This is a genomic window from Micromonospora sp. NPDC051006, assembly GCF_044456245.1.
Classification (GTDB): Bacteria; Actinomycetota; Actinomycetes; order Mycobacteriales; family Micromonosporaceae; genus Micromonospora.
In genome coordinates this window covers 57942-71668 of the sequence record NZ_JBITFP010000021.1, presented here as the reverse complement: position 1 = coordinate 71668, position 13727 = coordinate 57942, and the positions used below count along the sequence as shown (strand labels likewise).

General features: G+C 72.3%; 11 protein-coding genes. 6 read left to right on the top strand and 5 right to left on the bottom strand.

The features are described from left to right. Window positions 1-26: 26 nt before the first annotated feature. From ACIBBA_RS25865 to pknB, 4 genes are read left to right on the top strand one after another with little or no spacing between them, the layout of a single operon-like run. Complete coding sequence (locus tag ACIBBA_RS25865; protein WP_396700521.1) at window positions 27-1526, top strand: FtsW/RodA/SpoVE family cell cycle protein; 1500 nt, start codon at window positions 27-29, stop codon at window positions 1524-1526. Continuing rightward, the gene (locus ACIBBA_RS25860; RefSeq protein ID WP_396700520.1) at window positions 1523-3031 is read left to right on the top strand and encodes a peptidoglycan D,D-transpeptidase FtsI family protein; all 1509 of its coding nucleotides are present in this window, start codon (window positions 1523-1525) and stop codon (window positions 3029-3031) included. The genes ACIBBA_RS25865 and ACIBBA_RS25860 overlap by 4 nt, the downstream gene beginning before the upstream one ends. A 1-nt stretch (window position 3032) precedes the next feature. Then, window positions 3033-4460 (top strand): protein kinase, encoded by a 1428-nt coding sequence (locus ACIBBA_RS25855; protein ID WP_396700519.1) that lies wholly within the window; start codon window positions 3033-3035, stop codon window positions 4458-4460. Next, a complete protein-coding gene (gene pknB, locus ACIBBA_RS25850) occupies window positions 4457-6268 on the top strand; it encodes a Stk1 family PASTA domain-containing Ser/Thr kinase (RefSeq protein ID WP_396700518.1) in 1812 nt (603 codons plus the stop codon). The genes ACIBBA_RS25855 and pknB overlap by 4 nt, the downstream gene beginning before the upstream one ends. A gap of 129 nt (window positions 6269-6397) precedes the next feature. Here the strand turns inward: pknB and ACIBBA_RS25845 are convergent, their stop codons facing one another. The 4 genes from ACIBBA_RS25845 to ACIBBA_RS25830 are packed head-to-tail and all read right to left on the bottom strand — an operon-like array spanning window position 6398 to window position 9877. Continuing rightward, window positions 6398-7048, bottom strand: a complete 651-nt coding sequence (locus ACIBBA_RS25845; protein WP_396700517.1) for an aminodeoxychorismate/anthranilate synthase component II — start codon at window positions 7046-7048, stop codon at window positions 6398-6400. Window positions 7049-7052: 4 nt separating this feature from the next. Then, a complete protein-coding gene (locus ACIBBA_RS25840) occupies window positions 7053-7331 on the bottom strand; it encodes a hypothetical protein (protein ID WP_396700516.1) in 279 nt (92 codons plus the stop codon). Between the two features lie 6 nt (window positions 7332-7337). Further along, entirely contained in the window at window positions 7338-9074 is a 1737-nt protein-coding gene (locus ACIBBA_RS25835; protein WP_396700515.1) for a class E sortase, read from the bottom strand. Then, window positions 9071-9877, bottom strand: coding sequence for a DUF881 domain-containing protein (locus tag ACIBBA_RS25830; RefSeq protein ID WP_357046751.1), 807 nt, complete (start codon window positions 9875-9877; stop codon window positions 9071-9073). Before ACIBBA_RS25830 ends, ACIBBA_RS25835 begins: the two co-directional genes overlap by 4 nt. Before the next feature lie 228 nt (window positions 9878-10105). On the opposite strand from ACIBBA_RS25830, the gene ACIBBA_RS25825 reads away from it, so the two are divergent. Next, entirely contained in the window at window positions 10106-10369 is a 264-nt protein-coding gene (locus ACIBBA_RS25825) for a cell division protein CrgA (RefSeq protein ID WP_350868547.1), read from the top strand. A 313-nt stretch (window positions 10370-10682) separates the two neighbouring features. Then, window positions 10683-12905 carry a (Fe-S)-binding protein gene (locus ACIBBA_RS25820; RefSeq protein ID WP_396700514.1) on the top strand — a complete coding sequence of 741 codons (2223 nt, stop codon included), beginning with the start codon at window positions 10683-10685 and terminating at the stop codon, window positions 12903-12905. A gap of 71 nt (window positions 12906-12976) precedes the next feature. On the opposite strand, the gene ACIBBA_RS25815 is transcribed toward ACIBBA_RS25820, so the two are convergent. Further along, window positions 12977-13657: a GPP34 family phosphoprotein gene (locus tag ACIBBA_RS25815; RefSeq protein WP_396700513.1), complete on the bottom strand. Its 681-nt coding sequence runs from the start codon at window positions 13655-13657 to the stop codon at window positions 12977-12979. Between the last annotated feature and the right edge of the window lie 70 nt (window positions 13658-13727).

Below are 13727 nucleotides of genomic sequence, written 5' to 3'. Positions count from 1 at the left end.
GCCGGCCCTACTCCGAGGACCCATCCGTGACCGCAGCGGCCACACCGGCAGCCTCGCCCGCCACCACGGGCGAGCAGCCCGGCGTACGCCTGGCCCGGTCCCGGCGCAACGCCGAGCTGTCACTGCTGCTGCTGGCCATGGTGCTGGTGGCCGCGTACGGGGCGACCGTCGAGGCGAACATGCTCGACACGGTCACCCCGGACTTCTGGTTCCCGGCAGCCGCGCTGGGTGCCGTCTTCCTCGGCCTGCACCTGGTCATCCGGTTCCTGGCCCCGTACGCCGACCCGGCTCTGCTGCCGGCGGTGGCGCTGCTCAACGGCCTCGGGGTGGGCTTCCTGCGCCGGATCGACCTGGGCGAGGCCCTACCGGCCGACCGGGAGGACCTCGCCATCTTCGCCGGCATCGGCGGGCGGCAGTTGGCGTGGACGCTGGCCGCGGTGATCCTCGCCGCCGGCCTGCTCGCCATCATGCGCGACCACCGGTCGGTCTCCCGCTACGCGTACACCCTGGGCCTGGCCGGCATCGTGCTGGTGATGATCCCGGCGGTGCTGCCGGCCAGCATCTCCGAGATCAACGGCGCCAAGCTGTGGGTCCGGGTGGGCAGCTTCTCCATCCAGCCGGGTGAGTTCGCCAAGCTGGCGCTGCTGGTCTTCTTCGCCTACTACCTGGTGCGCAAGCGCGAGGTGCTCTCGCTGGCCAGCCGGCGCTTCCTCGGCATCGACTTCCCGCGCGGACGCGACCTCGGCCCGGTCGTCGTGGTCTGGCTGATCAGCCTCCTGGTGCTGGTCTTCGAGAAGGACCTCGGCACCTCACTGCTCTACTTCGGCATGTTCGTGGTGACGCTCTACATCGCCACCGAACGGGTCAGCTGGCTGCTGATCGGTCTGATCCTCTTCTTCGGCGGCGCCTACCTCGCCTACTTCCTCGGCGAGCTGGTCGGCGGGCCGTTCGCCAACTTCTACCTGCGCGCGCAGATCTGGCTGGACCCGTTCGCCGACCCGACCGACAAGGGCTACCAGCTCGTCCAGGGTCTGCTCGCCCTGGGCACCGGCGGGCTCTTCGGCGCCGGGCCGGGCGGTGGCCAGCCCGGCATCCTGCCCGAGGTGCAGAACGACTTCATCTTCGCCGGCATCGGTGAGGAGATCGGCCTCTTCGGGCTCTCGGCGCTGCTGGTGGTCTACCTGCTGATCGTGGAGCGGGGCCTGCGCGCCGCGCTGGCCGTGCGGGACTCGTTCGGCAAGCTGCTCGCGGGCGGCCTCGCCTTCACCCTGGGGCTCCAGGTCTTCGTGATCGTCGGCGGGATCAGCAAGCTCATCCCGCTGACCGGCCAGACCACCCCGTTCCTCTCCGCCGGTGGCTCGTCGCTGATGGCCAACTGGCTGCTGATCGCGGTGCTGCTCCGGGTCTCCGACGGCGCCCGCCGGCCGGTGACCGGTGGGGCCGGCGGTGGCAAGGCGGCGCGGCCGTCGAGCGGCGGCCCGCCCGAGCAGCTGCACGGTGCCCCCACGGAGGTGATCAAGCCGTGAACGCACCCCTGCGCCGCGTCGGCGTCGTCGTCATGGTCCTGTTCGGTCTGCTCTTCGCGAACCTCAACTGGATCCAGGCCTACAAGGCCGATGAATACCGCACCAGCGACTACAACGGCCGGGTCCAGGTCGCCGAGTACGAGCGCAAGCGCGGCAACATCGAGGCCGGCGGCACCGCCCTGGCCACCAGCAAGGAGACCAGCGGCCAGCTGAAGTTCCTGCGCACCTACCCCGGCGGGGCGAAGTACGCGCACGTGCTCGGCTACAAGCCGGTCAACCTGGCCGACACCGGCATCGAGCGGGCCGAGAACGACTTCCTCGCCGGCACCAGTGACCAGCTGCTCGGCGACCGGATCAAGGACATGTTCACCGGTGACCAGACCGGTGGCGGCAACGTGCTGCTCACCCTCTCCAAGCGGGCCCAGGACGTGGCCTACGAGCAGCTGCGCAACAACGAGCAGGGCGTGAAGCGGGGCGCGGCGATCGCCATCGACCCGCGTACCGGAGCGGTGCAGGCGCTGGTCTCCATGCCCAGCTTCGACCCGAACCCGCTGGCCAGCCACAACACCACGCAGGCGGCGGCGGCGTACAACCAGCTGGAGCAGGACCCGAACAACCCCCTGCTGAACCGGGCGTTCGCCGAGACCCTGCCGCCGGGCTCCACCTTCAAGATCGTGGTGGCCGCGGCGGCGTTGGAGAACGGGATCGGCAAGAGCACCCAGATCCCGGCCGGGTCGAGCTGGACCCCGCCGACCTCGGGCACCCCGATCCGCAACGCGGCCTCGTCGATCTGCCCCGAGCCGCAGGTCACCCTGATGAGCGCGGTCACCGAGTCGTGCAACACCGGGTTCGCGCAGCTCGGCGTCCGGCTCGGCGCCGACGTCATCAAGCAGAAGGCCCGCCAGTTCGGCTTCGAGCAGGACGACCTCACCGTCGGTCAGCTCGGCGAGGACGGGCAGGCGGTCGCGGCGAGCCGGACCGGCGACATGCAGAACCCGGACGGCAGCACCGACCCGGCGGCGCTGGCCCAGTCGTCGATCGGGCAGAACAACGTGCGGATGACCCCGCTCGAAGGGGCCCTGATCGCCGCGTCGGTCGCCCGCAAGGACGGCAAGCAGATGCGTCCGTACCTGGTCCGGCAGCTGCTCGCCCCGGACCGCACCACCAGCTACTACACCGCCGACCCGCGGGAGCTGCGCCAGCCGGTCAGCGGCCAGGTCGCCGCCGACCTGCGGGACATGATGGTCAGCGTGGTCGAGAACGGCACCGGCGGCCGGGCCAAGATCAATGGCTACACGGTGGGCGGCAAGACCGGCACCGCCCAGTCCGCGCCGGACCGGCCCGACCACGGCTGGTTCATCGGTTTCGCGCTGGACAAGAACGGCGACCCGGTCTCCGCCGTCTGCGTGGTGCTGGAGCAGGCGGGTTCCGGCGGCAGCACCGAGGCGGCCCGGATCGCCGGCAAGATCATGCAGGCGGCCATCGCCGACCCCGGGGGCCGCTGACATGCTGAGCCCCGGGGTCCAGCTCGGCAACCGCTACCGCCTCGACGAGCGGATCGCCAGCGGCGGCATGGGCGACGTCTGGCGCGGCACCGACCAGGTCCTGGGCCGCACCGTCGCGGTGAAGAGCCTGCTCCCGGCGTTGCTCGACGAGCCGGGCTTCGCCGAGCGGTTCCGCGGCGAGGCCCGCACCATGGCCACCATCAACCACCCCGGCGTCGTCGACGTCTACGACTTCGGCAACGACCAGCAGATCGCCTTCCTGGTGATGGAGTACGTCGAGGGCGACGCCCTGTCGGCCACGCTGAGCCGGGTCGGCCGGCTCACCCCGGCCCGGACGATGGCCCTGGTCGCCCAGGCCGCCGACGCGCTGCACGCCGCCCACGAGAAGGGCATCGTGCACCGCGACGTCAAGCCGGGCAACCTGCTGGTCCGGCCGAACGGCACGCTGGTGCTCACCGACTTCGGCATCGCCCGCTCCGAGCTGGTGGGGCAGCTCACCGCGGCCGGCTCGGTGCTCGGCACCGCCTCCTACATCTCCCCGGAGCAGGCCACCGGCGGGGTCGCGACGCCCGCCTCCGACGTCTACGCGCTCGGCGTGGTCGCCTACCAGTGCCTCGCCGGCCGCCGTCCGTTCGAAGGGGACAATCCCCTCGAGATCGCTATGCGGCACGTCCAGGAGACGCCCCGGCCGCTGCCGGCGGACATCCCGCCGCAGGTCCGAGCCGTGGTCGAGCGGGCCCTGGCGAAGGACCCGGCGGCCAGGTGGCCGAGCGCCGCGGCGCTCGCCGGGGTGGCCCGCCAGTTGAAGGCGGTCCTGTCCCAGCAGGCCCGCGCCGGTGGGCAGGCCCGGCCGGTCTCCGGCGCGCCGTCCTCGCCGGCCGCACCCGGCCGCGCCCAGGTGCCGCAGCAGCCGCGCCCGCCGGCGACCGCCCAGCGGCCGCAGGCCGCCGGTTCGGCGCCGCGCCCGGCCGGCACCGCCCGCCCGACCACCGTGGCCCCGGCCCAGCAGCCGCCGCGTCCGACCGTGGTCGCCCCGGCCGCGACCCAGTCCCGGCCGCCGGCGGCCCAGGCCGGCTATCCGCGCGGCGCCGCGGCGGTGCCGTCGGCGCCGACCCGGCACGAGCCGTCACCGGCGTACGCCCCGCAGGCCAGCCCCGGGATGCCGGCGCCGGGTCGGTCCCGCCCCGGGATGGTGCTCGTCGCCATCCTCCTGGCCGTACTGGTCCTGCTCTGCTCCGGCGTGATTTCCTACAAGCTGCGGAAGGCGCAGACCGGCGAACCCGGGGCGCTCGGCCCGCGCACCGTGACGTCCGGCGCGCTGCGGCCGGACGGACGCGACGATCTGCCCCAGACGTCGTACCGTCGACACGAACGGCTCAGGCCGGCGAGCGGCGAGACGACGACGAGCGAAGGACGACAGACGCGATGACAGCGCAGGCCCGCCTGCTCGGTGGCAGGTACCAGGTCGGCGAGCTCCTCGGCTACGGCGGCATGGCCGAGGTGCACCGCGGTCGTGACCTGCGGCTCGGCCGGGACGTCGCGATCAAGATGCTCCGGACCGACCTCGCCCGGGACGCCACCTTCCAGATGCGGTTCCGCCGCGAGGCGCAGAACGCCGCGTCGTTGAACCACCCGGCGATCGTGGCCGTCTACGACACCGGCGAGGAGACCGCGCCGACCGGCGAGACGCTGCCGTTCATCGTGATGGAGTTCGTCAACGGGCGGACCCTCAAGGAGGTGCTCGGCGCCGAGGGGCGGCTTCAGCCCCGCCGGGCGCTGGAGATCTGCGCCGACATGTGCGCGGCGCTGGAGTTCAGCCACCGGCACGGCATCATCCACCGGGACATCAAGCCCGGAAACGTCATGCTCACCCAGACCGGCCAGGTCAAGGTGATGGACTTCGGCATCGCCCGGGCCCTGGCCAGCGGCGCCACCACCATGACGCAGACCAGCGCGGTGATCGGCACGGCGCAGTACCTCTCGCCCGAGCAGGCCCGGGGCGAGGCGGTCGACGCCCGCTCCGACGTCTACGCGGCCGGCTGCGTGCTCTTCGAACTGATCTGCGGCCACCCGCCGTTCGTCGGCGACAGCCCGGTCAGCGTCGCCTACCAGCACGTACGGGAGGCGCCGCCGACGCCGAGCGACATCAACCCGGACGTCAATCCCGCGGTCGACGCGATCGTGCTCAAGGCGCTCTCCAAGAACCCGCTCAACCGCTACCAGAGCGCCGGCGAGATGCGGGCCGACCTGCTCCGCGCCGCGGCGGGCCGGCCGGTGCTGGCCACCCCGGTGATGCGGGAGCAGGAGACGATGCCGATGGCCCCGGCCGCCGGTGGCGCGGGCTACCCGGCCGGTGGCGCGGGTGCGCCGCCCACCGGGCAGATCCCGGCCCGGGTCGGTGACCCGCGCCGCCGCAAGGCGTCGTCCTGGCTGATCGCCACCTTCGCTGCGCTCGGTGTGCTGGCGGTGATCGCCCTGGTCGCCGCCCTGCTCTGGAACCAGCAGAGCGACAAGCAGGTGAGCGTGCCGACGGTGACCGGCTTGACCCAGCAGCAGGCGTTCGCCGAGATCCAGAAGGCGGGCCTCGCCGCCCAGGCCGGCGACCAGGTGCTCAGCACCACCTGCGAGAAGGGCAAGGTCGTCAACCAGGACCCGGCCCCGAACACCCGATTGGAGCCGAGCCGCACCGTGACCGTCCAGGTCTGCGGCGGTCCCAACGTGAAGGCCATTCCTCCCGTGGTCGGTCTCGACTTCGAGACCGCCAAGCAGACGCTGGAAGGGCAGGGCTTCAAGGTCGCCAAGCCGACGGAGAGGGACAGCCCGAAGGATGAGGGGACGGTGCTCGCCTCGTCCCCCGAGGTCGGCAAGGAGGTGGCTGAGGGCACCTCGGTCACCCTGACCATCTCCAAGGGCAACGTGAACCAGGTGCCCCGGGTGATCGACTCCACCGTGGAGGACGCCAGGCAGGAGCTGAGGGAGGCCGGTTACGACGTCCGCGTCATCGACGGTGACGAGGTGCCCGCGGCCCAGGTCGGCCGGGTGCAGCGGCAGAACCCCGAGCCCGGCAAGGATCTCGCCAAGGGCAAGACGGTGACCATCGAGATCGGCATCCCCGAGCCGGAGACGCCGCCGACCACCGGCACGCCCACCCCGACGCCGACGACCACGCCGACGACGCCGGGTACCGGGGGCGGCTTCCCGATTCCCCCCATGCCGCCGATCCGGTCCGACGACTGACCGGCCGCCGGCGGTAGCGCGACAGTCAGGCGTCGGCAAGAGGCCCGGCGTCGGGCGCGACGGTCAGGCGTCGGCAAGGGCGGCCGGCGGCCAGGCGTCGGCGAAGGCGTTTCGGCGGTGGGGCGGCGGTCAGGCGTCGGCGAAGGCGGCCCGGCGGCGGGCGTCCACCTCGGCGGCGAGGGCCGGGGCGCGCTCCAGCGCCTCCGGGTGGCCACAGTCGGCGAGCCAGTTGGCGAGCATCAGGTGCCCGCCCTCGGTGAGCACCGACTCGGGATGGAACTGGACGCCCTCGATCGGCAGGGTGCGGTGTCGCATCGCCATCACCACCCCGGAGCCGGTCCAGCCAGTGACCTCCAGCTCGGCCGGCAGCGTCTCGGGCAGCACGGCGAGTGAGTGGTAGCGGGTCGCGGTGAACGGGTCCGGTAGGCCGGCGAGCACCCCGGTCGACGTGTGCCGGACCTCGGAGGTCTTGCCGTGCAGCAGCTCGGGAGCCCGGGTCACGGTCGCGCCGAACGCCTCGCCGATGGCCTGGTGACCGAGGCAGACACCGAAGATCGGCAGCTCGCCCGCGTACTGACGGATGACGTCCAGGCAGATGCCGGCGCGATCGGGGCTGCCCGGGCCGGGTGAGAGCAGGATGCCGGCCGCGCCGACCCGGCCCACCTCGGCGACGTCGATCTCGTCGTTGCGGCGTACGTCGCACTCGACGCCGAGCTGACCCAGGTACTGCACCAGGTTGAAGACGAACGAGTCGTAGTTGTCGATCACCAGGACGCGCATCGGCTCACCGGTCCGGGGTCGGGGGCGCGGTGTTGTTCCGCTCGGTGTCGTACGGCAGGTCGTGCTCGTCGCCGGGCGGCGCGTCACTCGGCACCATCTCGCCGGCCGGGTCGCCCTGGTCGGCGTCCTGGCTGACCTGCACGTCGTCGAAGGGGAGCAGGGGTTCGGCCCACGGGAAGACCACGTACCAGAGCAGCGCGACGGTGGCGGCGGCGAGCAGCACCGACCCGCCCAGCTTGCCGACCAGCCCGAACGGGAGCTTGCGCCAGATCCACGAGTACATCGCCGGTCAGCCTCCCAGCTCCGCCGGGCGGCCCGCCGACTTCGGCTGGGTCCGGTCCAGCTCGGCGTGGATGATCAGCCGCTGGTAGTTGTCGAACTTCGGGTTGCAGGTGGTGAGGGTGAGCATCCGCTTGGTCGCCTTCACGCCCGGCTTGCCGGGCACGGCGGCCACCACCTCGACCTGCGTCGGCTTGACGATCCGGGTCTGCGAGACCTTGTAGACGTACCAGTCGGTCTTGCTCTCGACCACGATCGCGTCGCCGTTGTTGAGTTCGTCCAGCCGCCAGAAGGTGGCCCGGTTCCGGTGCCCGGCGACGGAGAAGTTGCCCACCTCGCCCGGCATCGCGCTTTTCGGGTAGTGGCCCGGGGCGTAACGGATGTCGGCCTGGGTGACGCCCTCGACCACGACCCAGTTCTTGGCGAGTTTCGGGATGTAGAGGCCCGCGATCGGCTTGCCGTGCACCGGCGGGGACGGCTTCGCCGACGGAGTCGCCGGTGCGGCGACGGTGGGGTCGCCGGTCGGGCCCCACGCCTGGGCCAGCTGCTGACTGAGATCATTCTGGTGAGCGTCGACGATCGCCGACTTGCCCCAGACCTCGTAGCCGGCGAAGAGCAGCACCACCAGGCCGAAGGTGATCAGCACCTCGCCGGACACCCGGATGCCGGTGCGTACCCGGGAGGCCAGCGACGGCCGGGTCAGCTCGGAGTAGACGCTCTTGTAGCCCTCCCCGGTCTGCTCCGGGCGCAGCTGGACCACCCGCTCACCCCGCCGGGGCCGAGGCGGCTCGGTGGCGTCGGTGCCGCCGGTGTCACCCGCGTCGCCGGTCTCCGGCGTCCTGGGCACCGCGCCCATCAGTGCGGTCGAGTCGAGTGCCGGGTGTCGCGCCGGGGCGCCGGGCACGACCGGGATCAGCGCGGTGGCGGCGGGGTCGGCGGCCGGGGAGACCGGAGCGGCGGGACCGCCACCCGGCCCGCTGGAAGAGCGCTCGGCTCGCGGGCCGACCGGTGCGATGAACGCGGTGGGCCCGTCGGTCTGGCTCGCCGGGGGCGCGGCCGGGGCGGCGCGGTTGGTGGACTCGTCCGCCGGTGCCGCGGACCGCGGCAGGCCCGCACCTGGCCGGCCGGAGTCGGCCGAGGAGGTGGCGGGGCGACGGCTCGGCAGGCCACCGGGCGTAGCGGGCCGCACCGGAACCTCGCCGGGATGGCGCGGGTCGGCCGCCGCTCCCGGCGCGGAGAAGTAGTGGGGCGCACCAGGGTGCCCGCCGGGGACCGGCGCGTCGCCGGCGGCGGGACCGGCCGGCGGTGTCGTTCGGGCCCCGGCGGCGCCGGGCCACGGAGGCGGTGCGCTGCCCGCGCCACCGGCGGGCGTGGTCGGGCGGGCCGGTTCGGCGGCGGCCGGTGGCCGACCGGACTCAGGCGCGAACCAGCCCTGGCTTCCGGGCTGACCGACGTCTCCGGCCCCGCCCGGCTGGGGCGGCACCGCGTTCGGGCCGGAGCGGGCGGTCGCCCCCGCTGCCGACGGCCCGACGGTCGGCGGCTGTGCGGCCGGTGGTTGCGGTGCGGGCGACTGCGGGGCCGCCGGCGGCTGCGCGGTCGGCGGGCGCGTCGGCAGTACCGGGTCGGGCCAGGCGCCCCGGCCGGGTCGCTGTGGGGCCGGCTCGGTGCGGTCGATCTTCGGCAGGAGGGCCGTCGGATCGTCGGCCTGATCCCGGTGCCGCCCGTCGGGCCGGTCGCCGGCACTCACCGGAGCACCTTCGCCGAGCGCAGGGCGGTCGAGTCCTCGAAGGCAGGCACGGTCACGGTGGAGACGGTCTCCCGGTAGCCGAGTTGGTAGTCATCGACCACGTCCTTGAACAAGCGAACTCCCTCGGATTCGGCGAGGGCCTGCTGGAGGGCAGCGGGATCGCCGATCGCTACGATCTTGAACGGGGGGGAGTACACCCGACCATGCAACAGCAGGGTGTTACCGACGCAGCGTACCGCGCTGGTGGCGAGCACGCGGACGTTCATGATTGACATGGCCTCCGCGCCGCCGGCCCAGAGCGCGTTCACCACCGCCTGTACGTCGCCCTGGTGAACGACCAGGTCGTCGTTGCTGACGCCCTCGGGTAGCTGGTCGCTGCGCCGGGGTGCGGCGTCGTTGAGCTCGACCGTCACGCCGGTGCCGGTCAGCGCGGTGAAGCCGGCGGTCTCCCGGCTGCCGAGCGCCCGCTCCTGCTGGGCCTTGATCGGCCCGTCCTGCTCGCCCAGCGCGGTGGTCCGCTCCTCGACGTCGCCGCGGAGCGTCGCGGCCTGCCGCTCGCTGTCGGCGACCTGGTGCCGGCGCTCCTCGATCAACTGGTTGAGCTGCGGGCGTCGGTCCTCACGCAGGGCGGTGCCGCCGGCGGTGGTCGCGGTGGTGGTGAAGAGCAGCCCGGCCGCGGCGGCGATCAGCGGCACCCCGATCGACCAGCCCGGTCGTCGCTGCCGCCCGCGCCGTGGCAGCAGCCCGGCGACGGCGCGCCGGAGCACCTTCTGCCAGGATGCGCCGCCGGATGTGTACTCCACCGAGCGTTCCTTCCCGTCGTCTCGCGTCGGCCCACGCCGGCTAGGCCGGCATGGTGACCGGAATAACTCCCGCTTTTTCGGTCACTCCGTGCACCGGCCTGACCCCATTCGTGGCTTGGGCGGGCCTTCGGGACTACGCTAGCTTTCGAAACATTATTGGCCATGGACCGTCGCCCCCGCGCCCGGTTGTCAGGCCGGACGAGGTCGTAACCCCCTCTGGAGAGCGTCGTGCCCAAGTCTCAGGTCCGCAAGAAGAAGGTGTACACCCCGCCGACGGACGTGCGCCCGACGGCGACGGCGTCGACGCGCAAGCCTAGCCCGGTGTGGTTGCCGCTCACGGCGGTCGCGCTCATCGTCCTGGGCATCGGCTGGCTGGTGGTCTACTACCTCTCCGAGCAGGAGTACCCGGTCATGTCGTGGGGTTACTGGAACCTCGCGGTGGGCTTCGGGGCGATGGTCTCCTCGCTGATCCTGCTCTCTCGCTGGCGCTGACCCCGGCTCTCGCGCGCCCGCCGGCCTCCGTCGCTGCCGCGCCGGAGGCCGGTCTACCTCACTCCACGCCGCCCCTGCCCGGCAGATCAGGGCGGGGCCACCTATGGTGTGCGCAGGGCGGCGCGGCCCGGTGCGAGAAGGCTCACGTTACTGCTGGGTAACCTTGCGCGTAGGCTGCACTGCATGACCGAGCGGAGCGAGGTCATCGACCGGCCCGGTCGAGGGTGCGGCAGCGGCGGCTCGCCGACCGCGCCCTGAACTGGCCCCGGTCGCCGAGCCGCTCGACAGGCAGCAGACCGGGGAGGCCAACTCGATGGGCAGCGTCCAGATCGTCACCACGATCCTCGCGGCCGCCATCACCGCCGTGGCGGTGGGGCTTGCGGTGCGCGCCGTCCTGAGGATGGTGGCAGTCGTCCGGCTGGGTCAGCCCGCGCCGGAGCGGTTCACCGACAAGGGCGCCCGCACCAGGACCATGCTGGTGGAGACCGCCGGCCACACCCGGATGTTCAAGTGGGGCGTCGTGGGTGCCGCGCACTGGTTCGTGATGGTCGGCTTCATCGTGCTGTCGCTGCTGGTGCTCGAGGCGTACTTCGAGGTCGTCACCCCGACCGGCGGGCTGCCGATCATCGGGCCCTGGACGATCTTCGGCCTGGCCACCGAGGTCATCGGCGTGCTGGGCCTGGTCGGCATCCTGGTGCTGATGGCGATCCGGCTGCGTAACCGGCCCAACCGGCCGGGCGGTCGCTCCCGGTTCACCGGCTCGACGATGTGGCAGGGCTACTTCGTCGAGTGGATCGTGCTGCTGGTCCTGATCTTCGGGTTCGTGATCCGGGGCTTCAAGGTCGCCACCGACCACTTCGAGTACCCGGTCTGGGCCACCCCGGTCAGCCACGCCGTCGGGGCGGTGCTGCCCGACTGGCAGGACGGCGCCAGCATCGCCGCGCTCATCAAGATCGTAATCTCGATGACCTGGCTGATCGTCATCTCGCTGAACGTCACCATGGGTGTCGCCTGGCACCGCTTCCTGGCGTTCCCCAACATCTTCTTCAAGCGCGAACCGGCCAAGCCCGCCGGCTCGGGTCTCGGCGCGCTGCGGCCGATGACGAGCGAGGGCAAGCCGCTCGACTTCGAGGAGGCCGACCCGGAGAAGGACCAGTTCGGCGTCGCCCAGGTGGAGCAGTTCAGCTGGAAGGGTCTGCTCGACTTCAGCACCTGCACCGAGTGCGGCCGCTGCCAGTCGCAGTGCCCGGCCTGGAACACCGGCAAGCCGCTCTCGCCGAAGCTGCTGGTGCTGAGCCTGCGCGACCACGCGTACGCGAAGGCGCCGTATCTGCTGGCCGGCGGCGGCAAGGATCTGACCGGCGAGGAGAAGGCCACCGCCGCGCAGCTGGCGCACGTCGACGTGCTCGCCCTCGCCGAGGCCGAGAAGCCGCTGATCGGCACCGCCGAAGAGGGCGGCGTCATCGACCCGGACGTGCTCTGGTCCTGCACCACCTGCGGTGCGTGTGTCGAGCAGTGCCCGGTCGACATCGAGCACGTCGACCACATCGTCGACATGCGCCGCTACCAGGTGCTGATCGAGTCGAGCTTCCCCTCCGAGGCCGGCGTGATGCTGCGCAACCTGGAGAACAAGGGCAACCCGTGGGGCGCGCCGCAGAACACCCGCGAGGACTGGACCAAGGGGCTGGACTTCGAGGTGCCCCGGGTCGGCGAGGTCGACGACTTCGAGTACCTCTTCTGGGTGGGCTGCGCCGGCGCGTTCGAGGACCGGGCCAAGAAGACCACCCGGGCGGTGGCAACGCTGCTCAACGAGGCGGGCGTCTCCTTCGCCATCCTCGGCGAGGGCGAGACCTGCTCGGGCGACCCGGCCCGCCGGATCGGCAACGAGTTCGTCTTCCAGATGCTCGCCCAGCAGAACGTGGAGACCCTGAACGAGGCGTTCGAGGGCCGGGAGAAGAGCAAGCGCAAGATCGTCGCGACCTGCCCGCACTGCTTCAACACGCTGGGCAACGAGTACGGCCAGCTCGGCGGCGAGTTCGAGGTCGTGCACCACACCCAGCTGCTGGCGCACCTGGTGGCCACCGGCAAGCTCACCCCGGTGCAGCCGGTCGACGGCGGCGTCACCTACCACGACCCGTGCTACCTGGGTCGGCACAACCGGGTGTTCACCCCGCCGCGCGAGGTGCTCGGCAGTGCGATCACCGGCGGCGACGGCCAGGAGAGCGCGGGTGGCCTGATCGAGATGCCGCGCAACAGCGAGCGCTCCTTCTGCTGCGGCGCCGGCGGCGCCCGGATGTGGATGGAAGAGAAGATCGGCAAGCGGATCAACGTGGAGCGGGTCGAGGAGGCCATGGCCACCGGGGCGAAGACCGTCGCGGTCGGCTGCCCGTTCTGCTCGACGATGCTCAGCGACGGGGTCAACGGAAAGGGCGCCGGCGAGCAGGTCGAGGTGATCGACGTGGCCAGCGTGCTGCTCCGCTCGGTCAAGCCGGAGCAGGCGCAAGGGGACAAGAAGGCCGAGCCGGTCGCCGGTTGACCCGCGTACCCCCGGAATCGACGCACGACGGCGGTGGCACCCGGTGCCACCGCCGTCCGCGTCTTCCAGGGTCAGGAGACGGCGGTGGTCACGATCGCGGCCGTGGTGACGGCGGTGGTGGCGGCGATCAGCACCGCCTGGGTGTCCAGGATCGCCCGCGTCGTCGCGTCGGACGCCCAACTGCCCTCGGAAATTTCCGCCACCCGGCGCTTGACCCGGTCCTTCGGCAGCTCGTGGAAGACCTTGCGGTCCAAGCCGACGGCCCGGGCCAGGCTGACCAGTGCGGCGGTCCGGGGCTCGACCGGTCCGTCAGTCGCGACCGCGGCGACCATGCGCTGCCGGGCCAGCGTCTCCACCGCCGGCTCCGTGCCGCTCGGCGAGGGATAGCGGGTACGCGGAAAGACCCAGAGCACCCGGTCGGACTCGCGGCGCAGCACACCGGCGCCGACCAGACCGTCGAGCACCCGGTCCGGCAGGTCCCTGGCGAGCCGGCTGATCCAGTCCTTCGGCCGACGCCGCTCGTCGTCCGCCGCGATCCGGGCGAGGGCCTCGTCCAGCAGCGGTACGCCCAGCGGGTCCGCGCCGATCGCGGTAAGCCGCTCGTCGGTGACCGACAGCCGGCCGGCGAGCGCGAGTTCGAGCAGCAGCGCGCCGGCCAGCCCATAGCCGAGGTGCAGCGCGCCGAGCTGGTTGACGCCCCCGTCGTCATAGCTGAGCAGGGCCAGTTCGTCCGCCAGGGTGAGGTCCGACATGATCACGACGGTAACCGCCGCCGGCAAGAGCATCCGGCCGTGCGGAACCGGCGGTGTGGGCACTCGTACC

Excerpts from the sequence above, each read along its gene's own strand:
- ACIBBA_RS25855 (WP_396700519.1), top strand. The coding sequence starts at position 3,033 with ATGCTGAGCCCCGGGGTCCAGCTCGGCAACCGCTACCGCCTCGACGAG.
- pknB (WP_396700518.1), top strand. The coding sequence starts at position 4,457 with ATGACAGCGCAGGCCCGCCTGCTCGGTGGCAGGTACCAGGTCGGCGAG.
- ACIBBA_RS25845 (WP_396700517.1), bottom strand. The coding sequence starts at position 7,048 with ATGCGCGTCCTGGTGATCGACAACTACGACTCGTTCGTCTTCAACCTG.
- ACIBBA_RS25840 (WP_396700516.1), bottom strand. The coding sequence starts at position 7,331 with ATGTACTCGTGGATCTGGCGCAAGCTCCCGTTCGGGCTGGTCGGCAAG.
- ACIBBA_RS25820 (WP_396700514.1), top strand. The coding sequence starts at position 10,683 with ATGGGCAGCGTCCAGATCGTCACCACGATCCTCGCGGCCGCCATCACC.
- ACIBBA_RS25815 (WP_396700513.1), bottom strand. The coding sequence starts at position 13,657 with ATGTCGGACCTCACCCTGGCGGACGAACTGGCCCTGCTCAGCTATGAC.